Consider the following 22,305-nt stretch of genomic DNA (forward strand, 5'->3'; position numbering starts at 1 on the left):
AGCGTCTTGGGGACGCGCTATTTCCACCCAATGTAAAGCTAACCCTTCACAGCCCCGGCTGTAATGCCGCGAACCAACTGCTTGATCCCGAGCACGAGCAGCAGCAGCGATGGCAGCATAACCAGCGTAACGCCAGCTAATACGAGATTCCACGAAGTCATTTCTTCGAACTGCAGCATGCTGATTCCGATCTGCACGGTACGCATCTGCTCACCGTTCGTGATCAATAGCGGCCACAGGTACATATTCCAATGTGTCAGGAACGAGTAAACACCAAGTGTGGCGAGCGCAGGACGAGCCAAGGGCAGGACCATCTGGAAAAAGCTTCGTATATGACCGCAGCCATCGATCTTTGCTGCTTCGAACAGCTCGGCAGGAAGCTGCAGGAAAAATTGGCGCAGTAAAAACGTACCGAATGCCGTAGCCAGAAACGGTACAATCAGCCCTTCGTAGCTGTCCAGCCAGCCCCAGCTTTTGACGGTCAAGTAATTGGGAATCATCGTGACCTCCCAGGGAATCATCATCGTGGAGAGGAACAGTGCGAACAGAATGCTTTTGCCCGTGAATCTTAAAAAAGAGAAGGCATAGGCGGCCATGCTGGCGGTCAGCAGCTGCCCTATCATAATGGCAGTAGAAATCAGCAGACTGTTCATAATAAATGTGAATATCGGCACCATGTGCGTAACGGTGATGAAATTATCCCAGTACAATCCGCCAGGCAGCAGCTTGGGCGGGTAGGACGATGATTCCGCAGGGGTCATCAGTGATGCCGAGAACGTGAACAGCAGGGGATACAGCACCAATGCTGCGGCGATACCTAACAAGAGGTATACGACGGTATTTTGAAAGCGGGTGGTCATTGATAATGCACCTTCTTTTCAAAAAAGGTAAACTGCAGCACGGTCAAAATAAGAATGATGGCGAACAGAACAAGTGCCTGTGCGCTGCCGATACCGAAGCGGAAATTAACAAACGCGTCCTGATAAATGTTATAAACGACTACATCGGTCGTGTACATCGGACCACCCTTGGTCAAAATATGCATTTGTCCGAAGGATTGGAAGGCTCCAATTACCGATACGATAGCTACGAAAAATAGCGTTGGCGATACGAGCGGCAGCGTTAGCTGTACGAAGGTTCGGATCGGTCCCGATCCGTCGATTTTGGCGCTATCATATATTTCCTCAGGCACACCCTGCAGTCCGCTCAGCAGTACGATGTAATTAAAGCCAATCGTCATCCAGATCGTCATCATCGAGACAGAGATCAGCGCCCAGGCAGGATCGGTAAGCCAACCAACAGGTGAAACACCCGCGAGGCTCAAAAAATAATTAAGTGTACCGACGCTTGGATGGAACAGCATCATCCAGATCACAGAGCCGGTTCCGACAGAGATAGCGATGGGTAAAGAGAATATGAACTGGAATACGCGCATGCCGCGCAGTTTGGATTGCGTCAGTGCTGCCAGCAGCAGCGCCAACAAGATACAGGTAGGGACGGTCAGCAGGGTGAAGGACAACGTTACCTTCAAGCTTTGGTAAAAGCGCTCGGACAGGAACAGCTCCTGGAAGTTCTCCATGCCTACGAATTCGGCAATGCGTCCGCGCGGGTCGGTCAGATGCATACTCAGATAGATGGATTGCAGCAGTGGATAAAATAGAAATATGCCAAACAGCAGCAGAGAGGGGGCCAAAAATAAATAGGCAAGCAGATTTTCCTGCAGACGCAGCTTATGAAGGCTTTGGGTACGGCCTACGGCAGTGGACTTGGGTCTGTTAGCGGAAATGCTACTGAGTTGTTTTTCCATAAGGCTCATGCTTCAATCACTCCTGACGGTAACGGCTTGGTTAAGCGGTTAGCTTTTGATGTGGGAGCTGAGTTCTTCCTTGGCATCTTTGTCAGTATAAAGTGCATTTGTTAACCAGGGGTCAACTATATATAAAGGTTTTATGTAGATAAGGGTGTGGCTCAACAAACCATACATCTTGAATATTGCCAAGGGGTAATACTGGATGCTATAAGCCTTGTTTGTTGTTGAGAGGAATAAGGCGACATCTAATAATTACCATATAATGACGACATAACGTATCAAGCCAAAAAGTGCTCGAGCCAGTATGTGCCACAAATAAGGGAATATAAAAGAAACCTTTTCCGCTGCGGCAGAAAAGGTCATCTATCAACATTGTGGCTCCAGTAAGGCGGATTATGAATTGGATACGACATCCACAACGATACTGTTAAGCAAGCGGTCGTTGACATATGCCATGAGCCTCCACCGTCCAGGTTCAGGAAACGACATGGATGACACCGCCGTGCGATCAGCTCCATTCAGTCCTCCGCCTAACTGACTTGTCGAGAACACTTGTATGAGTTCAGTTGAACCCTGTTTGACGGCCATTACCTTAAATTCGCCCTCAAGCTCTTGCTCCGATCCCCACAAATGCCACATGTATTTGCTGCCCTTGCCTGCAAGGATAGGTTGCTGGTCTAGTTTCATACCCTTTTCATTTAGATAAGGACCTACAATAAAGCCAGCCTTTCCTTTCTCACCAACCAAAATATAGGAAGCGTTCTTGCCATCCCCGCTTATATAAGGCAGTTCAAAAGTAGGAGTTACCATCCAGGATGGTTCTGCTACGGATAATACCACATCACCGTATAATTGATTGTTTACAAGCACCTCGTATCGCCACATGCCACCAAGAGGAAGTGCAAACGTCGTTGTAAAACGCTCCAAACCCGGATACCCCGAGCTTGGCTGAGTAATTGTTTGTGGAGGGAGTGCAATTACACGCATACCGGTTTCTTGATGATAAGCGGAGATCGCTATCTGGTTACCTGCAAACGTATCAAAAGGCGCTGTAAAATGAATCATATACCCGAATGGTTTGCCTGCAGTAAGGTTAGGGTCAGGGAAAATAGTGAACAGTGTCTGGTTATGAAGTCGATATTCCATTCGAGCAGTCCAAGGGTCTGTCAATGCTGCTGACGTTGGATACGGTCCTTGCTCTGTAACACTTTTCGGCAAGAGGACGAATACTATGATTGCACTGACAACTACAAGGATGGCCATCGCCGGAATCCACAGGAACGACCTTTGTTCTTTTGCTTGCGGCCGCTGCTTTGTCTTGTTCATGATGTCCTGCTTCATTTGCTCCGTAAAGCGAGGCTTCATGAACGGGGATGAGTTGAACGCTTCGCTCCATTGTGGCGGTTGCTCTTTCATAGTCACTCTCCTCCTTGTTTATCGTTGCTCAGCATATCGGATAATTTTTTTCGTGCTCGATGAAGTCGGGTTTTGACGGTTGCTTCCGGTATTTCAAGCAGTATGGAAATTTCTTTGTTCGTTAGCTGATAATGAGCATTCAAAAGCAGTATTTCTCTGAATTTGCGGGGAATCCGCATAAGAGTTGCCCAAATATGGCGGGTCTCCAAGCGATCAAACAGCTCTGCTTCTGCTGACTGTGAGGAGCCTTTTCGAATGACATAATCAACCAAAGTCACTTTACGGATGAACGCGCTTTTCAAATAATTTAGCGACTTGTTGCGCGTGATCGTTAATAGCCAGCTTTTCACACTACATTCGCCTCGAAAGCTGTATAGCTTGTCGTATACGGATACAAACACATCCTGGGTAAGATCATCCGCTGCGTCAGCGTGACGGGTTAGAACAAACGCGAAGTTCCAAACGTCGTTTCCATATTGGGTCATCAGGTCCCGAAGTATAGCGTCTTTATCACTCCCGCCACTCAGATGCTGTAAATAATGTGGTTCCACGAAATCACCTCTACTATTAGACAGACAGCAAAGCGAATAGTTCCCGAAATATAAAAAAACGACCTCTTTTGATCAAAGAGACCGTTCATGGGTGCGTGTAATGAATTTACTTTACTATCTATGTGATGAGTATCCTTCACTTTCTTTTATGAGGGACTTGGTGAAATACAAGTTTAAGTCGTCATCCGCACAAACCTCGGTACCGGGGGTGACAGGCTGCTGCCTGTACATCAAACCCCTGCCATCAGGTATATATCCTCTTCTAGCATATAAGCGCTGTGCACTCCCATAGCTTTGATAAAGCCCAACACCTATGCCGACAATTCCGTATTTGTTCAAGGCTATGTTCTCGACGGCTTCCATGAGCGCATGACCGATTCCGAGCTTTCGCAATGGAGGGATCACATTAAAATCGTTGATTTCCGGTATGCCATTTTCTCTAAAATAAGGATATTCGGAGGTTGAGAGCAGATGCAGACTTCCTGCAAACTGACCGTCGTAAGAGGCCAATAACGTTATCCGTTGATTGGTTACATTTTCTTCCCAGCACTTCTCGATGTAATCCAAAGGCTTGTTAATCCTGTGTTCAGTAAAAATACGAAACACGGGTTCTATGTCTGCCTTCGTCATGGGTCCAACTTCAATCGAATTCGTCATAGTCACACCTCATTTCCCTCGATTGCCATTTTTCTTCGATAGGACGTAAATAAATGAACGTATTCCAGCTATTCTGTTCAACATGAAGCGTTACTGGATCAACGATAGTGGCGCCTTCATGGATCAAGGTCGCAATGGCCGCTTCCATAATAGCAAGCCTTTCCTCGTCCAAATGCCTGTAATAATATCGGGGAACTCCTATTCTTGCGCGACGCAAAAAGCTTGCATCCAAAAAGGGTGTATAGTCTGAAAAAGAATGGTGCTCACTCGTTAGCGTAGCCGAATCCTTCTCGTCAATTCCTGTACATGCACCCAATATTATCGCTGCATCCGTAACCGTTCTGGCTATAGGTCCCGGCGTATCCTGACTGCTGGAAATCGGTATAATTCCGGCGCGGCTGATCAATCCGACAGTCGGCTTGATCCCTACCAGAGAGGTTTGACACGCGGGTCCTACAATGGAGCCCGCCGTTTCTGTTCCGATCGCTGCTGCGCACAGATTTGCTGCAACAGCCGCAGCAGATCCTGAGCTGGAGCCGCTAATGAAGAGCTCGCCCGCACCATATGGATTTAGAACAAATCCGCCCCGTGAGCTGTATCCTGCCGGCATCCGGCTGGACATAAAGTTGGACCACTCCGTCATATTTGCTTTCCCGAGCAGAACGGCACCTGCCGAACGGAGCTTTGAGGCTATATAGGCATCCGCCGCTGCAAATGATCCAGCTAAAGCGACTGATCCGGCACTCGTGTGCATGTTATCCTGTGTATCGATATTATCCTTCAAAAGAACGGGAATGCCATGCAGGCTTCCCCGACTTCCTGTATCTATGCGTTCCTGATCTAAAGCCCGCGCGATATATAACGCATCTGGATTGATCTCCAGGATCGAATTGATACTGGGATCGTACTTATGGATTCGGTCCAAATAGGCTTGAACAAGCTCTTCCGAGGTTATGGAGCCGGATTCCATAGCTGTTTGCAGCTGTGTTAGGTCTGCTTCGATGATCCATTCATGCAGATTTATACTCACTGGGATAGTCCTCCTGAACATGAGGTAGTGGTGCATGACTTACATGGAATTGAGCCTGGACAAATAATCTTCTTCCATACTTTGGGTATAGAACTCGATGACATTATTTTCAGTGTCCTTGAAATAGACTCTTTTATGAATGCCTCTTGTGATGATCTTGTTGTCGATATGATGGCTCTCAAGCAAGTGAATCGCGGATTCAATTTGGTCTATTCCTATATATAACGCCAGATGCACATGAACACCGCCTTCATCAAATAACCCATTCCATAAAGAAACCGGGGAGGCCTTTTCCACAAGCTGCTGATTATCAAAATTGCGCGGCAGCCATAATCCTAATCTCGTCGGTCCACCCACATACAGCCATGTAGCCCAAATTTCATTGGCTTCTTCTGTAAATTGCTTGTCCTGATACCCCCATTGCTGCACAACAGGAAATCCTAACTGACCTGACCAAAAGTCAACGGCACGTTTCATATCGGTAACTTCCAACACGACCTCTGACACGCCTTGGGCTTTAATTTTCATATAGGCCTCCTTGATATAAGGAATATGTTTGAAACCACTTTCATTAAGAATATCGTTCCGCTGTGGCACGATCAAGGTTATGAATGAATAAAACCAATATATCCGGTCAAGGAAGCCCGTAGATCCTGCTCGTTAGTCGCTTGATAGAGGGGAGAGCCACCGTGGACACAATCTAGAAAGGATGATATCCTGATTTTACGCAGATTTTGTTGAACGGGTCCGTGGAAGCGGTTCGACAGTTATTAGAAACAAGGGAGACGCAGCCGTGGACACAAGACAATGGATGTCGGTAACACTTTTTCTCGCAGCGGCGCTGATGGTGTTCGTCTCGCTTTTGTCTTATCGAAAACGCCATCTGCCTGTTGCCAGAACGATGATTCTGATTATGCTGGCAGCAGCTTGTTATGCACTCGGTTACGCGTTTGAGGTGTTGAGCCGAGATTTAAATGAAGTGAAGCTGTCGCTCCAAATCCAATATTTGGGTATTCCCTTCGTTACTACACTATGGTTCTTTCAGGTCATTCAATTTACCGGGACGGCGGCTCGTTATCGCAAGCTTCTTGCGATCGTACTGTTCGTTATCCCCACAGCGGTCTTTGTTCTCCATCTAACGAATGATTGGCATCACCTGATCTATGAACGCTATGTACTCAATCAGGATGCTTCGGTTCCTTTGTACACAACGGATAAGGGACCTTGGTATAAGGTGCACACCGTCTATAATTATTCGGTGCTGCTGTGCGGCATGCTGTTGTTTATCCCGATGTATTGGCGGGCTTTGCCGATTGTGCGCAAGCAGATTGTCGTCCTCCTTTTGGGTGCGGCCGCACCGATGTTTTTCAATTTGTTTTTTTGGGCTGGCATTAAAGTTGATTTAACACCATTCGGATTCGCTGTATCGGGTGTCGTTTATACGTGGGGAATTCTCCGCTTTAACCTGCTTCGCTTAACGCCGCTGGCGATGGCCAAAGTGTTCGAAACGATTCGGGATGGGGTTATTTTGCTTGATTATGAAGATCAAATCGTCAGTTACAACAGCGCAGCTCAAGAGGTGCTTCCCGAGCTCGGATTGATAAAACAATCTCCTGTTGACATGGGAAAGGTTCTGTCAGGGAGTCCGGAGCTGCTTGAACGTATTCGCACCGCAAGTGATGGGGACGAACGCTTTCCGTTCCATAGATTTCATGCCAACCGGATCCAATATTACAACTGCAGTTTGTCACACATCTACGAATCGGGTGAAATTCTGATCGGTAAAATTCTGATGTTCAGCGATATTACGGAGTTGAAGGAGAGCGAAACCCGATTGCTTGAGAACGCCCGTCAGCTGTCCGAGTTGAACGCGTTCAAGGATAAGCTGTTCACTGTAGTGGCACACGATATTCGCGATCCGATCGCACTTCTTGTGAGCTTGACCGAGCTGCTGGGCGATGAACTGGCCGCAGCCGACTTTGAGCATGCCGAATTGGTGAGGGAGCTTAAAGGACAAGTGCAAAGCACGTTCCATCTTGTGGAAAATTTGCTCGATTGGTATCGCAGCCAGAAAGGAAAAGTTGTGTTTCGACCGTTGGGCTGGAATTTGCAGCAGGTCGTCCGGCAGGCTTTGATGTTATCTAATACAAAGGCGGCTATGAAGCAAATTCGGATGACAGAGGGAATTGACGAGAAGCTCACGGTCAGGGCCGATAAAGAGATGCTGGATCTCATTCTGCGAAATTTGCTTTCGAACGCCATCAAGTTTACTGGAATAGGCGGGTCAATTGAGATCGGGGCCGTTCTGGAGGGCGATCTGATTGTCGTGTCCATTCGCGACAACGGAGCGGGAATTGATGACCAGACATCGGAATTGCTGCGTCTGGAGGAGCCCTTCTTAAAGGCAATGGTTAACGAGAACGATTCCGGGGATACGAGATTCGGACTGGCACTGACCCGTGAATTCGTCCGCATCCATGGCGGTACCCTTTGGTTCGAGAGCGAGCCTGGAATTGGAACGATTTTCTCGTTCACCTTGCCAGGCTCGGCTGGCGTGCGAAACGCGTTCGACAATGGTGGAATGGAGGAGGAAGCTTATGAAAGTTATTTTGGTAGACGATGAGCCGACGATGCATCTGATTTTGCGTAAAATGCTGGTCAAGCTGCCTGGGATTGATGTGGCAGGGGCTTTTACGGATACGCAATCTGCAGCCTCCTTCCTAAGGGAGAACACCGGTATCGGACTCGCTTTCGTAGACATCTCCATGCCTGGCGAGAGCGGAGTAGAGTTTGCTGCCAAGTTGGAGGCTTCTGATCCTACGATGCAAGTCGTCTTTGTTACGTCGCACAAGGAATATGCCTTGAAGGCTTTTGAACTGTCTGTGTTGGATTACCTGGTCAAGCCCGTTTCCCAGGAGCGGCTGCAGCGGACGGTCAATCGTGCTCTGGCGAACCAGCAGGCTGTTCATTCGCCATTACTGTCAGTCCCGGCTTCCGCAGATTGTGGCAGGATCGTCTTAACGACACTTGGCGACGTTACTGTGAGTAATGAAGCGGGACGCGTCAAATGGATCTCGCGAAAATGTGTGGAGCTGTTCGCTTATTTGCTGCTTTATAGAGGCAAACGAATTCCCCGTTCCAGACTGGTAACGGATATTTTCGGAGGTATGTACCAAGTCAATGCGGAGAATTACTTGAATACGACCGTCTATCAATTGCGCAAGTCTTTGGAACTGTTGGGGATGCGTGACGTCGTACGCTCGGAGAACGATGGCTATGCGCTCGAACTAAAGGATTACATGATCGACTCCGTGGAATTCGAAAAGCAAGTTGAGAAGCTGCAAACCATAGATATCGAAAATGTGGAGAGTGCGCTGCAGATCGAACGGTTGTATACGGGCGATTTGTTCGGGGACAAGGCGTACGTGTGGGCCATTCACGAAACGGAGCGCTATGCGGAACTGTATGCCTCGTTCGTAAAGCGGCTTGCCGCCGTGCTGATTTCGCTGGGGGATACGACCACCGCCTCCAAGCTGCTGCTTAAGCTTAATGCACGCAATCCGTTGGATGAATCGGTTATTCGCCAGCTTATAACGATTCGCGAGATGACCGGGGACAAAAAAGGATTAATGGCTTTGTATACAGATTATGTTCGGCTTCTCAGCCGGGAGCTTGGGATACGACCGTCGGTGGATCTGATACATCTATATGACATGCTGCTAAAGCGGTTATCCGATAAAAAATAAAATATGTAGGCTTATACAATGAGAAGCAAGCTGCCGCACGTAAGTAGCGCGACAGCTTGCTTTTTTACTTATATGCTCTTCGTTTGATGGACCGACTAACCGGCAAAAAAGTGCGCTGGCATACCGGATACGCCAGGCTTCACACGAAATATGCCGCCTGCGTGCGGCTGCTTCTCCAACGCTTCGTCCGATTGGCGAACACGGGCCGTCGTAATGTATAGCTCATCCAGATTCGGTCCGCCAAATGTGCAGGATGAAACCTGGGCTACGGGGATCGGGATGGCAGTCAGCATTTCACCCGTATGCGGATTCCAGCGTGACACCTGCCAGCCGTCCCACTGCGCGATCCACAGCATGCCCTCTACATCAATCGTCATGCCATCGGGGAATCCGCCGCCCTCAGGGATTGTGATAATGGTACGCTGAGCGCTTATAGCACCTGTATCGATATCATAATCGTAGGCTACCACTCGTTTTGTCGGCGAATCAATATAATACATCGTGCGTCCATCGGGACTCCAGGCGAGTCCGTTGGAAACCGTCACTCCATCAACCATCTTGCGAATGGTATGATCGGCTTCAAGACAATATAACGAACCGACAGGCTGCTCTTCGAGATGACTTGTCGTACCCGCCCAGAACCGCCCTGCGGGATCACATTTTCCATCGTTAAACCGATTATCCTCGAGCTGCTTCTCGGGGGCATTGACCAATGTCAGCTGCTCTGTTTCCAGGTCCAACAGGAAGAGCCCATGCTGCAAGGCCAGCACGACACCGCCAGACTGTCTCGGTACGACAGCACCTACCATTTGGTCCAGCTGAATAGTACGGTTTTCCAAAGTTTGCGGATCCATAATATGTACCCTTTGTCCTTTAATGTCTACCCAGTAAAGCAGCCCGCTGCGGTGATCCCAGCAAGGGCCTTCTCCCAAAGTTGCCTGCGCCTCAACAATCAATTCTACTTGTAACGGGTCCAAATTTCTTTCCTCCAGCCTGCAGGGCAGTTATTGTTGTAATTGATTAGGACAAGCTTATTGTCACGATGACTGGTTATGAGCGGTAAGCAGCATTGAATTCAATAATATTGTGATCGGGTTCCAAAATGAGGCAGCCCTTCCCTCTTGGTATGTGGAAAGTAACTTCTTAGTTATTATAGCATTAGTCCAGAGGAATTGTTTGGCGATGCATGATATAAGTCAGGGAAAACATGGGTAAAGTGAGAGGAGAGGATTATACAGCATATATCCAAAGCGCTGGCTTGGATGGACGTGGTAACGGACTGGAAAAGGAGCTCATAACTATGAATCATATAGATCCTGCCGCTAAACGGAATCAAAGGAAGCTGCTGTTCGGTGTTGGCCTTAGCTGGCTGTTTGATGCGATGGATGTAGGGATTATTTCGTTTATTGCCGCTGCCCTGGCGGTGGAATGGAGCCTGGGGGCTGAACAGATCGGATTGTTAGCGGCGATCAATTCGATCGGCATGGCGGTGGGCGCAGCTGTCGCGGGATCGATGGCGGACAAGTACGGCCGCAGGTCGGTGCTGCTGTGGACGCTGCTCATCTTTTCCGTGTCCAGCGGACTGTCGGCGCTGGCATTCAGCTTTGTAATGCTGTGCGTGCTTCGCTTCACGGCAGGCTTCGGACTGGGCGGCGAGCTGCCGGTCGCTTCGACGCTGGTGTCCGAGTCCGTGCCACCGAAGGATAGAGGGCGCGCAGTCGTCCTGCTGGAGAGCTTCTGGGCATGCGGCTGGATCCTTGCAGCATTGATTGCCTACTTCATCATCCCCCACTATGGCTGGAGGATGGCATTTGCGATAGGGGCTGTACCGGCGCTGTACGCTTTATATTTGAGGCGGGCGATACAGGATTCGCCTCGCTTTACCGAGCAGCGCAGCCGCAGGCTGTCGTTCCGCGAACGAGTGGTGGCGGCCTGGTCGCCGAAGTATCGCAGATCGACGATAACCTTGTGGATTTTATGGTTCACTGTCGTATTTTCTTACTACGGCATGTTCCTGTGGCTGCCCACGGTGGTCATGCTTAAAGGCTTCGGGCTAGTAAAAAGCTTTCAATACGTGCTGATTATGACGCTGGCCCAGTTGCCCGGGTATTTTACCGCCGCCTATTTGATTGAAAGATTCGGCCGTAAGTTTGTGTTGGTTACTTATCTGCTATTGACGGCGGTGAGTGCGATAGGCTTTGGAAATGCTGATACTGTCGGCGTGCTGATCGCATCGGGCATCTGCCTTTCTTTCTTTAATCTTGGTGCCTGGGGAGCGATGTATGCTTACACGCCAGAGCTGTACCCGACCGCGGTTCGTTCCACTGGAGTAGGTCTTGCCGCTTCCTTCGGGAGAATCGGCGGTGTCGTCGGGCCCTATCTTGTAGGAATGCTCGTTGCTCGACATATACCGATCACGTCGATCTTCACCGTGTTTTGTATTGCGATCGTGATTGGTGCGGCTGCTGTGTTGTTTCTGGGCAAGGAAACGAAAGGAACGGACCCGGATCAAGAGACGACGGATAAAGAGATGAATGTTCAATAAAAGATCGTTAGAAGCTTACGAGAAGCCCATGATTCTGTTGCAGGAATCCTGGGTCTTTTTTTGCGTATAGCTTGCTGAAAATAAGAAACCGTTAAGAAATTCCCTTCTAAATTGTTAAGATTTTACTGCTACACTTATCTTATCGCCTATTTGAATAGAGTCGCTCGAAAAAAATAATTTCAGTTGACAGTAGGTGGGGGGATACCTATACAGTTCATGATCAGAAAGGGAGGCATTAGCTATGAGAAGCTTCATTATGAGTATGCTGCTCATCAGTTTATTGGGGCTAATAGGCTGCTCTGAGCAGCGGCAATTTAAAGGAGAAAGCATCAACTGGTCCGTTGCTTGCTCGGTGACGGCCAAAGACAAATCGTATGAGATACGATATATCGGACAGGAAAGTCAACCTGATACTATTGTTCAGTATGCTTTTAAGGAAAGCCGCAATTTTCAAAATAGCGGAGAAAGCAAGGGCAGCTTCAGGAACAAGATCATTAGTGGAAAATCTACGATAAATTCACCGTATTTTGACGAAGATCATTTTACGCTGCATATCCAATGGAACGATAAAGAGGAAACGATACGTGTTGTCAAACAATAAGCTTATACACGGTACGGCTACTTGGTATTGAACGACTGTCGAATACTATAACACAACCTGAGACATTGGATAATGGCTAGGGTTGGTTAGGCAGGAGCTGCAATTATATATGAAATTTGCCAAGCTTGCAGGCGCAAGGGGCATAGCGATGGATATTAACGAGGAACGTCTGGCTTATTGCTTGCGCTGGGCGCCGGTCGATGAAACGATCAATGCGCTGAATAATCCTTTGGACCGGCTGCTGGAGCTGACGCAGGGCGAACTGCCGACGGTTGTCTTTGAAAAGGTGATGCAAGCGATGGCCGCTGGTCATATTGATACCGATTCATATATTACACACCGCTGCCCGTTGGATGCGATGATCGTCGAATCGTGGCTGAAGCCGGAAACAGGTGTAATCAAGGCGATGGTGGAGCTGTAAGAGTGAGATTCAGCAGCTGCATACAGGTCCGTTAACAGACTGCTGGAGAATTCCCGGCAGTTTTCTTGCGCAGGCGCAGGCGACCGCTTGGCAATGTGCGCTTTACAACGTTCGTTTTCCCAAACAGCTAGCCCTTATGGTATAATCAAAATCGCTTCAATACTGTGCTTTTCTCTGGTGCTCGACTCTAAAGGTACTGGATCGCAGGTGTGAAGCCGGATATTGTACAGATAATGGTATTGCCCGAAGGGAGAGCGGAAGTCATCATTCGTTATTGGTTGACAGGCCTACTGATTTGCGTGATAGGCCTTACGATAGTTCAGCAATTCGATAAGCGTAATGCGCATTATACCGATCAGGTTGCTGTCCTCATGTATCATCATCTTCATGAAGAAGATACGAGCTCAAGTACGATCAAACCTGAGCTGTTCAGGCAGCAGCTTGCCTATTTGCAGAGCAAGGGACATCACTTCATTACCTTGGATCAATTCAAAAGGTTTCTCGGCGGTGCGGAGGTTCCAGATAATGCGGTACTGGTAACTTTTGACGATGGCTATGAGAGCTTTTATACATTGGGTGTTCCCATATTGAAGGAGCTGCAGATTCCGGCAGTCAATTTTATTATTACTGAGACGCTGGATCACCCGCAGGAGGATACTCCACCCAAAATGTCACGGGAGCAGATCACTGCCATGACCACAGGCTCCGATTTGATTGATGCCGAGTGCCATACGCATGCTTTTCATGGTAAACGCGAGGATGGAAAAGCTTATTTGGTTCAAGAAGCCGGCGAAACGGATCAGCAGTACATAGATAGAATGCTGGCGGATACCCGAACCTGCAAAGCAAATGTGGAGCAGGCCGATCCCCATCAGGTGGATACGATGGCTTACCCTTTTGGCATTTCTGATAAAAATACAGCTATTGCTGTACAAGCAGCCGGTATCCGCTATGGCTTTACGATTCGGCCCTTGATGGCGACGCGTGGTGTAGATCCATACCGGATACCGCGCATTAATGCGGGTGCTCCACAAGTGTCACCAGAGGGACTGGAAGCGATAATTGCTCAAAAGGTTGTTGCTGTGCGGAAAACGTCTCGTTGAGGATTGGCCAAATTGTGATAAAACCTTTAGGTGTGTGATACACGTCTGGAGGTTTTTTGTCATTTAACGAGCTTCCTGGGGACATGCAAAATAAATCTAATGACATACCCATATAATGGGATTATAATAATTGGAACAAGTGTTCTAATTGTGAGGAGCGATTGTAATGACTACAAGTCCGATAACAAATCGAATAGGTGCAGTATTTGTACATGTGACTGATATGCCAAAAGCGATCCAGTGGTACAGTGAGCTGCTTGGATTGCCAATTCACGCGGATAGTCATGAGGGAACCATTTATAGCTTGCATATGGATGGCGGGTCGGACCTGCTGCTGGACAGTAACCGTAGAGACGATAGCAGTCAGAACAATAAGACTCAATTATTTTTTGAAACGAAGAAACTTATGGATTCGTACCATTTTGTAAAAGAGAAGGGGATAGAAGTCGTAACGGAGATCGAAAAGCATGATAACATATCGTTCTTTACTTTCAAGGACCCCGATGGCAATATACTCATGATATGTGAGGATAAAAGGAAGCTATAAAACAGGTACATGTATGTCCGATTAACCGGGACAAGTACAGTCACCCTCTGGCTTAGGTCCCAGCGTGTACGTGAACATCAATTGTGATGATTCCATAGGTGCGGTTATAATAGAACAGACTACAATCCTATCGATCCCAAGGGAGCTGACATTGATGTCCAACGTATATGTGATTTCTGATCATCATTTTGGTCATAAGAATATTATAGACTTTGAATCAAGACCTTTCCGTGATGCTGATGAAATGACCGAAACGATGATTGAGAAATGGAATGCAGTCGTGACCAAGGAAGACAAAGTGCTCCATCTGGGCGATTTTTCATTTTTGAATAAGGACAAGACAGCAAGCATCGTGTCAAGGCTTAACGGCTACAAAACCTTGATTCTCGGAAACCATGATCGTGGTCGATCAAGAAGCTGGTGGCTGGATGCCGGTTTCGATGAGGTAAGTGAAAACCCCATTGTATATAACGGGTTTTATTTTCTGTCTCATGAGCCGATGTATATGAACAAGCATATGCCTTATGTGAACGTTCATGGCCATATTCATGGACAGAAATATGAAGGAAAGCAGTATATTAATGTTTCAGTCGAGCTGTGGGACTATACACCCATCTCGTTCGAACAAATCAAGGCGATGGTCGTTCCCAATGAGGAGCAGTGAAGAGAAAAGAAGTCCAGGTTACAACAGCTTGAATCTCTCGAGATGATGCCACAATTGCTCTTCTCTTAATATTTCTTTCTGTCTCGGACCGATCAGATCATAGTGGGGATAGGGCTGGCGTTGATGAATATAGTCCGGGTTCAATCCATGAGCTGTACACCAAGCCGCCAGCTTGCCCAGATCGGAGCAGCCTACTTTGGTGACGGTGCTCACATTTGGAAAGCGTGGATCGAGCCAATAATGGGTGAGAAAAGCGATATCGCCTCTTGCGACCGTGGTTTTCCATTGCTGAAGCTCAGCTCGTTTGATGCCGAATGCCATGATGTATGCTCCTTTGCTTGGGAATTCGGATAACCTTGCTCAGCTTATTATTATCTATATTATTTATCATAGCAGATTTCAGGTAGTCCCCCAAATCATATCGCGCTCGGAGATCAATCCGCATTCATTTTTCTTTGCCCCGTTATTAATTATTCATGCATAATTTCCTTCCTAATAAACCAGAATAATATGGGTGCTATACCAGACCTAACCATTCTAAGGAGGAGATTCACATCCATAACATCGTCCAACAAGCACGTCAATGCCAGCAAATCATTCAACAGCTGATTCAGCAAACTCAGCATTCGAATCAGACCTATCAAATTATGCTTCAGCAGGAGCAGCAAAACGCCCAACAGCTGGAGCAAATCGCCCAGCGTGAACGTCAAGCAGTGCAGGTTATCCAAAATGCGCTGCAAACTCATCAGGTTGCGCTTCAGCGCATGCAGGAATGCGCTCAATTGTGTTCGCAGCTGGAGATGGCTGTACAGGAAGCTACGAATGTTGCCTTTCAATCGCAGACCGGCAACCATCTGCAGTCCTTTAACCGCAGCTTATATCAGTAACAAGTAAGTACTGGCAGGCAGCGTTAACATTCATGCTAATGACCGCTGCGCTGTGAGCAAGCTCCGTTCACTATGACCAAAACCTCACGAAAAAGACTGTAAGCTCCTGAGCAGGGAGCTTATAGTCTTTTTCCATTTCATAGACTTGTTGAGCTGCCTCAGACAACATGCACAATCGAGCTATTATTCCAGCTCCAAAATCATGCCGGTTCGGGCCATTTCAACACTCGCAGGAAGGCCATACTGCTCAAGAACATCAACACCATGCGACATATGGGTAAATACTGTATGCTCAGGCTTCGTTTGTTGCAGCAGCTCAAGGGCTTCAGTCATATCGTAGACAGATCGTGTCTCGGTCGCAGATTCTTCCTTATAGAAATTAGTACCGATAATTAACAGCTGTAAGCCAAATAGGGGAGCTTTTTCCTCCTCATTCAGATTAATTGCATCTGAACAGTAGGCAAAGCGGTACGGCTGATCCGTATGCTTGTCAAAGCGATAAGCATAAGAGAAGCCATTCTTCCCATGGCATACCTTCCAAGGACGAATAACCCACTCATCCCATACCATACTGCTGCTGCAATCGTGATAGTCGAGCTGATTTTCCAGCCAGGGATACATTGTGCGAAGCTGGGCCAGCACATCGGCTGGTGCATATACATGACCCCTCATATGGCTGTAACGGCAGGCATCGGCCCATTCGGGAAGTCCCGCTATATGGTCAAAATGCGCATGAGTAATGAGCACATGCTCAAGACTCCTGAGTCCGTAATGCTCCATTTGGGTGCGCCACTCGGGACCGCAATCAATCAATAGCATGCCAACGGACGTATGCAGCAGAGCAGATGAACGGAATCGTCGGTTAGCGCCGCTCGTTCTGGCCTCGGTGCATACCACACAGGAGCAGTATACTCTGGGAACACCCATTGAATCGCCTGTACCCCATAAGGTCAAGGTATCTTTCACTGTTTCCACATTCTTTCCAGCTGATGATATAAGTAAAATAAATATAAACTACTTGGTGGGATTTGTACACTCGGAGAAACCGTTCGAGGAATGTAAAAAACCGGCCGCATGGACCGGTCATACGTATTTTTTGGTAAATTGGGTGTAATTACTTTTCACCATACATCCCGGCGGGCATCGAAAGCTGCTTGCCGGACATACTTTCTCTCATCTGCCGATAATAATGACGTTAACCGACCATGTAGCGCTCATGAAAAGAAAAGAGGTGGAGGCTTGGTTGCCGGGGCGGTTAAAGGTTAGCCTTATGTGAGATATATAACTGCGTAGTGTGGTATGATAAAGCTATACTGATGATGCGGGTGACAACTTGACGATTTTACTAATGGTCCTCATGGTAGCGGCTATTGCGCTGTTCATAACCAAAGCTCGAAACCCTTCTGCGTACTGGATGGGTTTTGTTCTGTTTGGCTGGTTCCTGAGTATAGCCGGTCTTATTTTGTTTATAGCCAAATACGGAGGCTTCTATTATAAGGTAAATATTGTCTTATTTTTCAATGATGACATTCGCAATCTGCTGTTGAACTCGCCTATCAAAATTGAAGGCATCAGCCGTATGATTACAGTGGGAAGATCGATGTTTATTTTCAGTCTCATCGGGTTATCCCTGTCGCTGTTATCTTCCAGAACGATTTGGAAGCAGTGGCATATCTACGCGCTGAGCTTGCTTTTGGCGCTTGCCAACATTATTTTCTATGATCCGGTTATATACAAAGAGGCGCTTACGGTCATGGAACGCCATTATACGTATATGGTTGGTTGGCTGACACGGGGTTGGATCGTCATCTCGGCTCTTACGGCGGTTTCCATCATGATCTGGAGCTATCGAAAAATAACGATACCTTGGGTGAAGCAGCAGAGCAGATTCATTATATTGGGCGTATGCTCGCTGGTTCTCTTTTATTTTTTCCTCGGTTTTATGGGACCTCTGCAAGTATTTGATGTACGGACGTTCTACGTCCTGTATTCGGATTTCTCGAATTTCAATCCACCGCTGACTCTCATCCAGTGGTACTTGAGCATCGTGTTTACGGGGGTGCTGTCACTCATTAGTATTGTGTCGATATGGAAATATGCGGAGATCGTAAACAAGATGGGTAAAAACGACCTGCACCTGCAAAGAAAGCTGAAAACGGCTAATATGGGTGCCCAGGTATTCACACATGCGATTAAAAATCAGTTGATTATGATGCAATTGCTTATTAGACAAGCAACAGATCAGCTCAACAGGCAAGAAGCACCTGGCTCTGTCGAGGCGTTGATCCCTTTAGAAAAAGCGGCACATATCGCTGATCACACGCTCGGACGGCTGGACCAGTTATATAAATCTTCGAAAAGCAATCATCTTCAATTAAAACCGTACGCTGTCCACAAGCTTATCGATCACACGCTCGACCGCACGACGGTGCCGGAGTCTATCGCGGTTGAGGTTGAAGTGCCAAGCGAAGAGACTTTTGTATTAATCGATGTGTATCACATGTCCGAAGCGATCCACAATTTGCTGGTAAATGCCATCGAAGCGATTGGAGACGATCCGAAAGGTCGAATCGGTCTGGTCAGCTATGTGGAGGAAAACTGGGTCATTATTAAAGTAACCGACAACGGCCCCGGTATTGCAAAAGAACTGCAGGAAGGCGTCTTTGACCCCTTTTATACGAGCAAGAACACGACTAGGAACTGGGGGGTGGGGTTATCATATGTTAAACATGTCGTGCTGGGCCATTACGGACATATTCATCTGGACAGCAAGGGGAATACCGGATGCACCTTCCAGGTCATCATACCGCTATACTTATTAAAACCATCAGCAAAGGAGGGATGAGGGCTCTATGACACCACCAATTCGTATTCTTGTAGCCGAGGATCTGGACGTATTGAGAGAACATTTTTGCTTACAAATCGAGCAGGCAGAGGGGATGATCCTCGTTGGACAAGCTTCCAGTGGCAAAGAGGTGCTAAATCTTGTTCCTGAGCTTAGACCGGATATTATTCTGATGGATATTGAGATGGATATGAAGCATGACGGTATTATTACCGCTCAAAAGGTACTCGCGCAATTTCCCGAGACGAAGATTATTTTCCTGACCGTTCATGAGGATGACGAAACCGTATTTAGCGCTTTTGAAACGGGGGCCGTTGATTATGTATTAAAAACAAGCTCGGTTGGAGAAATCATCAATAGCATCCGGACGGCCTATCAGGGCAAAGTCCAAATCCGGCCTGAGGTTGCCTATAAGATCAAAAATGAATTTACCCGTATTCGGCGCAACGAAGAAACCTTTCGCAAGTCCATTCAGATTTTGTACCAATTAACTCCCTCCGAGCTAGCCATTCTTGATTTGCTGTTAAAGGATATGAAAATCACAGAGATTGCCAAGGAAAGGCAGGTGGAGCTGTCCACCATCAAATCACAAATTAATCTTATTTTGAAAAAATTCAATAAAAAGCGAACAAAAGAAGTAACCGCCATGCTGCGTGATTCGGACATTATACCTTACATACATAAAATAAGAGAGGGGCTATAGAGCCCTTCTCTTATTTGGAGTCATCACAATTTATAGTTTCTGTGAACCTAAGCTTGAACTGCTTACGGGTTAACCGCTTTGATAGCCGGATCCGTCGTCATGAATTTTTCTGATGGCACGATGCTGTCCATTTTGCCGTTAGCGACAAACAGCTTTTGCAAATTGTCGAACCATTGCTTGGCTGTGCCGTCCTTGAATATGGTCGCCAGCTTCTTGCTATCGATCCAATCAATACTTTCCAGCTCTTGCTTTAGGCTATCCTCAGGCACCTGAGTATAGGCAGCTGTTAGTTTAACGGCTTCGTCACTGTGGCTTATTTTGTACTCGGTTGTTTTCGCCATAGCTTTCATGAATTTGTCAACCAATTCCGGTTTTTCCTTTAAGAATTTCGGATTCACGACCCAGCTGGACGGGAACGAATATTCAGGAAAGAAGCTGCTGTTATCCCCGAGCTTAACCATGTTTTCTTTGCCAATTTGTTTCTCGATCTCTGATGTGTACGGGGACCAGATGGCGACTGCATCGACCTTGCCTGCTACGTAAGCGGTAACAGCACCGGCAACATCCATGTTGACGATATTCACATCACTCAGCTTAAGTCCGGCTTTTTCTATACCCAGATTCAACACCATTTCACCTGAGGTTCCTTTGGGCACCCCAACGGTTTTACCTTTTAAATCTTTAAATTCTTTAATACCGGATTTTTTCGTAGCGAACACCATATCACTCTTGCCGAGACTGACGATCCCTATGATGTTGCCTTGACCTTGAGCAGACAGGAAGGTGGCTCCAGGTCCAATATAAGCAATATCGATTTCACCCGCTGCCATGGCTTGAAATTCCGGAGGGCCGCTAAGAAATTTGACGGCATTCATCTTAATGCCTGCTTCTTTGAAGAAGCCCTTTTCCTCACCAATCGCAATCGGTGCTGCTCCGCCCATGTTAGGCATATAAGCAAAATTAATGGTTTGTACTTTTTCCTCGACTTTGGTAGTAGGGGTTGGAGCTTGTGGTGCATTGGCATTCGTGGACCCGCTGCCTGAACCACAAGCACTGATAAGAAGTGTAAGACTGAGTGCAAGTGCTGCCAGTGGAAGCTTAATGACGGATTGTGATTTGTAAACCATGTTAAAAACCCTCCCTTTATTATGAGTAGTATAACGGTAATATATACCGATTACTTCGACACCTCGAGATATTCACGGTACACTTTGGACCATATCTCATTTTTGATACTGATATATCGTTCATCCAGCTTGGTTGACTGATCTCGAGGGTAAGGGATGTCTACATCTATAATTTCTTTGATACGGCCGGGACGTGCACTCATAATAATGACACGCTGGGCCAGGATGACAGCTTCCTCAACATCATGAGTAATAAAGAAGCACGTTTTCTTTTGCTTTTGCCAGGTCTTGAGCAGCTCCTCCTGCAGTTGGGCTCGCGTCTGGGCGTCTAACGCTCCGAACGGCTCATCCATAAGAAGTACTTCAGGCTCCACCGCATACGCTCTTGCAATCGCGACCCGCTGCTTCATCCCGCCTGACAATTCCTTCGGATACGCATGGGCAAAGTCCTTGAGCCCCACCAGCTCCAAATAAGACTCAGCCTTTTCCTTGCGTTCCTTCTGGTTTAATCCGCGCAGCTTCAGTCCAAATTCAACATTTTTTAATACGGTTTTCCACGGGAATAAGGCATATTGTTGAAACACAACACCACGTTCCCTGCCGGGGCCGTGAACCTCCTTGCCATCGACTCGCACCGAACCGGAGGTTGCGGCTTCAAGCCCACCAATAATATTGAGCAGGGTTGTTTTGCCGCAGCCGCTTGGGCCGACTACACACACAAATTCATTATTTTTGATCGTTAAATCCGTGTTTTGCAGAGCAATGGTATCACCATTTCGACCCTTGTATATTTTCGAAAGGCCGCTGATCTCAATTTTGTTAGCTTCTGTCGCTTGCTTATTGATGCTGTTCGCTTCTAGCTTTGACGAAGTTCCTGCCATCCCGTCAGCCTCCTCTCCAGAAACAATACAAATTTATCCATAGCCAAACCTATAATCCCGATAACGATGATACCGAGTATGACGATATCCATGCGGAAGTATAAGCTTGCTTCCATGATCATATTGCCAAGCCCTTTATTGGCACCCGTTAGTTCAGCAGCAACAAGTGTTGTCCACGCAGCAGCCAGACCAAGTCGCACCCCTACCAGAATATAAGGGAAGGAGGCAGGTACAATGACCTCGAAGAAAATGTCCCGGTCTCTGGCGCCAAGCACCCGGGCCGCACGGATTAAGGTTGGATCGACGTTGCGGATTCCTTGAAAGATCGTGATCACCATGACCAGAAAGGTAGCAACAAAAATAACGCTGATTTTCGCCGATTCGCCCACACCCTGTGAAACAATAACAAGAGGGATCAAAGCGATAGGAGGGATCGTCCGAAAAAATTGAATCCATGGATCCACGATGGAACGGATCAGAGAATACCATGCCATCAAAAATGCAACAGGTATAGCTACGATCAGCCCGAGTGAGAAGCCGCCAAGTACCCGGAGCAGGCTCGCCCATACGTTGGTCCACATCCGGCCGCTCCCAATCTCCGTGGAGAACGATTTCAGCACCTTGACCGGATTCGCTATAATAGCTCCTATAGCCGGAATCGACGATAGCAGGTACCAGAGAAGTATACCTACGATCAAGGAGATGATCGTCAGCATCCAGTTGGGGATTTTTTTCATAGTGTTAACCTCTTTTCATAGAGCTCAATTTAAT

General features: G+C 47.4%; 23 protein-coding genes and 1 pseudogene. 11 read left to right on the plus strand and 13 right to left on the minus strand.

Going from position 1 to position 22,305, the window contains the following annotated elements:
• Window positions 1-38 precede the first annotated feature (38 nt).
• The 7 genes and pseudogenes from LRL21_RS24880 to LRL21_RS24910 all read right to left on the minus strand — a co-directional run bounded on the left by LRL21_RS24880 (window position 39) and on the right by LRL21_RS24910 (window position 5,992).
• Window positions 39-860 carry a carbohydrate ABC transporter permease gene (locus tag LRL21_RS24880; protein WP_240418474.1) on the minus strand — a complete coding sequence of 274 codons (822 nt, stop codon included), beginning with the start codon at window positions 858-860 and terminating at the stop codon, window positions 39-41.
• On the minus strand, window positions 857-1,816 hold the full coding sequence (locus LRL21_RS24885) for a carbohydrate ABC transporter permease (RefSeq protein ID WP_420832485.1): 960 nt from the start codon (window positions 1,814-1,816) through the stop codon (window positions 857-859). The genes LRL21_RS24880 and LRL21_RS24885 overlap by 4 nt, the downstream gene beginning before the upstream one ends.
• Window positions 1,817-2,203: 387 nt before the next feature.
• The gene (locus LRL21_RS24890; protein WP_240418475.1) at window positions 2,204-3,226 is read right to left on the minus strand and encodes a DUF4871 domain-containing protein; all 1,023 of its coding nucleotides are present in this window, start codon (window positions 3,224-3,226) and stop codon (window positions 2,204-2,206) included.
• 2 nt (window positions 3,227-3,228) lie between these two features.
• Complete coding sequence (locus LRL21_RS24895) at window positions 3,229-3,777, minus strand: RNA polymerase sigma factor (protein WP_240418476.1); 549 nt, start codon at window positions 3,775-3,777, stop codon at window positions 3,229-3,231.
• A gap of 114 nt (window positions 3,778-3,891) precedes the next feature.
• Entirely contained in the window at window positions 3,892-4,434 is a 543-nt protein-coding gene (locus LRL21_RS24900; protein WP_240418477.1) for a GNAT family N-acetyltransferase, read from the minus strand.
• A gap of 61 nt (window positions 4,435-4,495) precedes the next feature.
• Window positions 4,496-5,485, minus strand: a pseudogene (locus LRL21_RS24905) (amidase family protein); the annotation flags it as partial.
• An 18-nt stretch (window positions 5,486-5,503) separates the two neighbouring features.
• A complete protein-coding gene (locus tag LRL21_RS24910) occupies window positions 5,504-5,992 on the minus strand; it encodes a VOC family protein (RefSeq protein ID WP_240418478.1) in 489 nt (162 codons plus the stop codon).
• Between the two features lie 265 nt (window positions 5,993-6,257).
• Here LRL21_RS24910 and LRL21_RS24915 point away from each other — a divergent pair, with 265 nt between their 5' ends.
• Together LRL21_RS24915 and LRL21_RS24920 are read left to right on the plus strand one after the other, a co-directional pair.
• Window positions 6,258-8,087 (plus strand): sensor histidine kinase, encoded by a 1,830-nt coding sequence (locus tag LRL21_RS24915; protein ID WP_240418479.1) that lies wholly within the window; start codon window positions 6,258-6,260, stop codon window positions 8,085-8,087.
• Window positions 8,062-9,210, plus strand: a complete 1,149-nt coding sequence (locus LRL21_RS24920; protein WP_240418480.1) for a response regulator — start codon at window positions 8,062-8,064, stop codon at window positions 9,208-9,210. Before LRL21_RS24915 ends, LRL21_RS24920 begins: the two co-directional genes overlap by 26 nt.
• 95 nt (window positions 9,211-9,305) lie before the next feature.
• Here the strand turns inward: LRL21_RS24920 and LRL21_RS24925 are convergent, their stop codons facing one another.
• Window positions 9,306-10,187 carry an SMP-30/gluconolactonase/LRE family protein gene (locus tag LRL21_RS24925; protein WP_240418481.1) on the minus strand — a complete coding sequence of 294 codons (882 nt, stop codon included), beginning with the start codon at window positions 10,185-10,187 and terminating at the stop codon, window positions 9,306-9,308.
• Window positions 10,188-10,510: 323 nt separating this feature from the next.
• Between LRL21_RS24925 and LRL21_RS24930 the strand changes: the two genes are divergently transcribed.
• The 6 genes from LRL21_RS24930 (at window position 10,511) to LRL21_RS24955 (ending at window position 15,091) form a co-directional block, all read left to right on the plus strand.
• On the plus strand, window positions 10,511-11,755 hold the full coding sequence (locus LRL21_RS24930) for an MFS transporter (protein WP_240418546.1): 1,245 nt from the start codon (window positions 10,511-10,513) through the stop codon (window positions 11,753-11,755).
• A 241-nt stretch (window positions 11,756-11,996) separates the two neighbouring features.
• Window positions 11,997-12,356 carry a hypothetical protein gene (locus tag LRL21_RS24935; RefSeq protein ID WP_240418482.1) on the plus strand — a complete coding sequence of 120 codons (360 nt, stop codon included), beginning with the start codon at window positions 11,997-11,999 and terminating at the stop codon, window positions 12,354-12,356.
• 82 nt (window positions 12,357-12,438) lie between these two features.
• Entirely contained in the window at window positions 12,439-12,777 is a 339-nt protein-coding gene (locus LRL21_RS24940) for a zinc-binding dehydrogenase (protein WP_240418483.1), read from the plus strand.
• Window positions 12,778-13,010: 233 nt separating this feature from the next.
• Window positions 13,011-13,880: a polysaccharide deacetylase family protein gene (locus LRL21_RS24945; RefSeq protein ID WP_240418484.1), complete on the plus strand. Its 870-nt coding sequence runs from the start codon at window positions 13,011-13,013 to the stop codon at window positions 13,878-13,880.
• Window positions 13,881-14,046: 166 nt separating this feature from the next.
• On the plus strand, window positions 14,047-14,427 hold the full coding sequence (locus LRL21_RS24950) for a VOC family protein (protein ID WP_240418485.1): 381 nt from the start codon (window positions 14,047-14,049) through the stop codon (window positions 14,425-14,427).
• A 154-nt stretch (window positions 14,428-14,581) separates the two neighbouring features.
• Window positions 14,582-15,091, plus strand: a complete 510-nt coding sequence (locus LRL21_RS24955) for a phosphoesterase (RefSeq protein ID WP_240418486.1) — start codon at window positions 14,582-14,584, stop codon at window positions 15,089-15,091.
• A gap of 18 nt (window positions 15,092-15,109) precedes the next feature.
• On the opposite strand, the gene LRL21_RS24960 is transcribed toward LRL21_RS24955, so the two are convergent.
• Window positions 15,110-15,412, minus strand: coding sequence for a hypothetical protein (locus tag LRL21_RS24960; RefSeq protein WP_240418487.1), 303 nt, complete (start codon window positions 15,410-15,412; stop codon window positions 15,110-15,112).
• 326 nt (window positions 15,413-15,738) lie between these two features.
• On the opposite strand from LRL21_RS24960, the gene LRL21_RS24965 reads away from it, so the two are divergent.
• The gene (locus LRL21_RS24965) at window positions 15,739-15,978 is read left to right on the plus strand and encodes a hypothetical protein (protein WP_338044673.1); all 240 of its coding nucleotides are present in this window, start codon (window positions 15,739-15,741) and stop codon (window positions 15,976-15,978) included.
• A 183-nt stretch (window positions 15,979-16,161) separates the two neighbouring features.
• Here the strand turns inward: LRL21_RS24965 and LRL21_RS24970 are convergent, their stop codons facing one another.
• Complete coding sequence (locus tag LRL21_RS24970) at window positions 16,162-16,953, minus strand: MBL fold metallo-hydrolase (protein ID WP_338044674.1); 792 nt, start codon at window positions 16,951-16,953, stop codon at window positions 16,162-16,164.
• 382 nt (window positions 16,954-17,335) lie between these two features.
• Here LRL21_RS24970 and LRL21_RS24975 point away from each other — a divergent pair, with 382 nt between their 5' ends.
• Entirely contained in the window at window positions 17,336-18,823 is a 1,488-nt protein-coding gene (locus LRL21_RS24975; RefSeq protein WP_240418488.1) for a sensor histidine kinase, read from the plus strand.
• A gap of 7 nt (window positions 18,824-18,830) precedes the next feature.
• Entirely contained in the window at window positions 18,831-19,526 is a 696-nt protein-coding gene (locus LRL21_RS24980) for a response regulator transcription factor (protein WP_240418489.1), read from the plus strand.
• 62 nt (window positions 19,527-19,588) lie between these two features.
• Here LRL21_RS24980 and LRL21_RS24985 read toward each other — a convergent pair whose 3' ends face one another.
• The 3 genes from LRL21_RS24985 to LRL21_RS24995 are packed head-to-tail and all read right to left on the minus strand — an operon-like array spanning window position 19,589 to window position 22,271.
• A complete protein-coding gene (locus tag LRL21_RS24985; protein WP_240418490.1) occupies window positions 19,589-20,653 on the minus strand; it encodes an ABC transporter substrate-binding protein in 1,065 nt (354 codons plus the stop codon).
• A 50-nt stretch (window positions 20,654-20,703) separates the two neighbouring features.
• Window positions 20,704-21,534 carry an ABC transporter ATP-binding protein gene (locus tag LRL21_RS24990; protein WP_240418491.1) on the minus strand — a complete coding sequence of 277 codons (831 nt, stop codon included), beginning with the start codon at window positions 21,532-21,534 and terminating at the stop codon, window positions 20,704-20,706.
• Window positions 21,510-22,271 (minus strand): ABC transporter permease, encoded by a 762-nt coding sequence (locus LRL21_RS24995; RefSeq protein WP_240418492.1) that lies wholly within the window; start codon window positions 22,269-22,271, stop codon window positions 21,510-21,512. Before LRL21_RS24995 ends, LRL21_RS24990 begins: the two co-directional genes overlap by 25 nt.
• Between the last annotated feature and the right edge of the window lie 34 nt (window positions 22,272-22,305).

It is taken from the genome of Paenibacillus periandrae (genome assembly GCF_022458865.1).
In the GTDB taxonomy this organism is placed as follows: domain Bacteria; phylum Bacillota; class Bacilli; order Paenibacillales; family NBRC-103111; genus Paenibacillus_S; species Paenibacillus_S periandrae.

What these genes read in the sequence shown, in the direction of transcription:
- LRL21_RS24880 (WP_240418474.1), bottom strand. Translation starts at nt 860, where the DNA reads ATGACCACCCGCTTTCAAAATACCGTCGTATACCTCTTGTTAGGTATC.
- LRL21_RS24885 (WP_420832485.1), bottom strand. Translation starts at nt 1,816, where the DNA reads ATGAGCCTTATGGAAAAACAACTCAGTAGCATTTCCGCTAACAGACCC.
- LRL21_RS24890 (WP_240418475.1), bottom strand. Translation starts at nt 3,226, where the DNA reads ATGAAAGAGCAACCGCCACAATGGAGCGAAGCGTTCAACTCATCCCCG.
- LRL21_RS24900 (WP_240418477.1), bottom strand. Translation starts at nt 4,434, where the DNA reads ATGACGAATTCGATTGAAGTTGGACCCATGACGAAGGCAGACATAGAA.
- LRL21_RS24910 (WP_240418478.1), bottom strand. Translation starts at nt 5,992, where the DNA reads ATGAAAATTAAAGCCCAAGGCGTGTCAGAGGTCGTGTTGGAAGTTACC.
- LRL21_RS24920 (WP_240418480.1), top strand. Translation starts at nt 8,062, where the DNA reads ATGAAAGTTATTTTGGTAGACGATGAGCCGACGATGCATCTGATTTTG.
- LRL21_RS24930 (WP_240418546.1), top strand. Translation starts at nt 10,511, where the DNA reads ATGAATCATATAGATCCTGCCGCTAAACGGAATCAAAGGAAGCTGCTG.
- LRL21_RS24935 (WP_240418482.1), top strand. Translation starts at nt 11,997, where the DNA reads ATGAGAAGCTTCATTATGAGTATGCTGCTCATCAGTTTATTGGGGCTA.
- LRL21_RS24945 (WP_240418484.1), top strand. Translation starts at nt 13,011, where the DNA reads ATGGTATTGCCCGAAGGGAGAGCGGAAGTCATCATTCGTTATTGGTTG.
- LRL21_RS24950 (WP_240418485.1), top strand. Translation starts at nt 14,047, where the DNA reads ATGACTACAAGTCCGATAACAAATCGAATAGGTGCAGTATTTGTACAT.
- LRL21_RS24955 (WP_240418486.1), top strand. Translation starts at nt 14,582, where the DNA reads ATGTCCAACGTATATGTGATTTCTGATCATCATTTTGGTCATAAGAAT.
- LRL21_RS24960 (WP_240418487.1), bottom strand. Translation starts at nt 15,412, where the DNA reads ATGGCATTCGGCATCAAACGAGCTGAGCTTCAGCAATGGAAAACCACG.
- LRL21_RS24965 (WP_338044673.1), top strand. Translation starts at nt 15,739, where the DNA reads ATGCTTCAGCAGGAGCAGCAAAACGCCCAACAGCTGGAGCAAATCGCC.
- LRL21_RS24975 (WP_240418488.1), top strand. Translation starts at nt 17,336, where the DNA reads ATGGTAGCGGCTATTGCGCTGTTCATAACCAAAGCTCGAAACCCTTCT.
- LRL21_RS24980 (WP_240418489.1), top strand. Translation starts at nt 18,831, where the DNA reads ATGACACCACCAATTCGTATTCTTGTAGCCGAGGATCTGGACGTATTG.
- LRL21_RS24985 (WP_240418490.1), bottom strand. Translation starts at nt 20,653, where the DNA reads ATGGTTTACAAATCACAATCCGTCATTAAGCTTCCACTGGCAGCACTT.
- LRL21_RS24990 (WP_240418491.1), bottom strand. Translation starts at nt 21,534, where the DNA reads ATGGCAGGAACTTCGTCAAAGCTAGAAGCGAACAGCATCAATAAGCAA.
- LRL21_RS24995 (WP_240418492.1), bottom strand. Translation starts at nt 22,271, where the DNA reads ATGAAAAAAATCCCCAACTGGATGCTGACGATCATCTCCTTGATCGTA.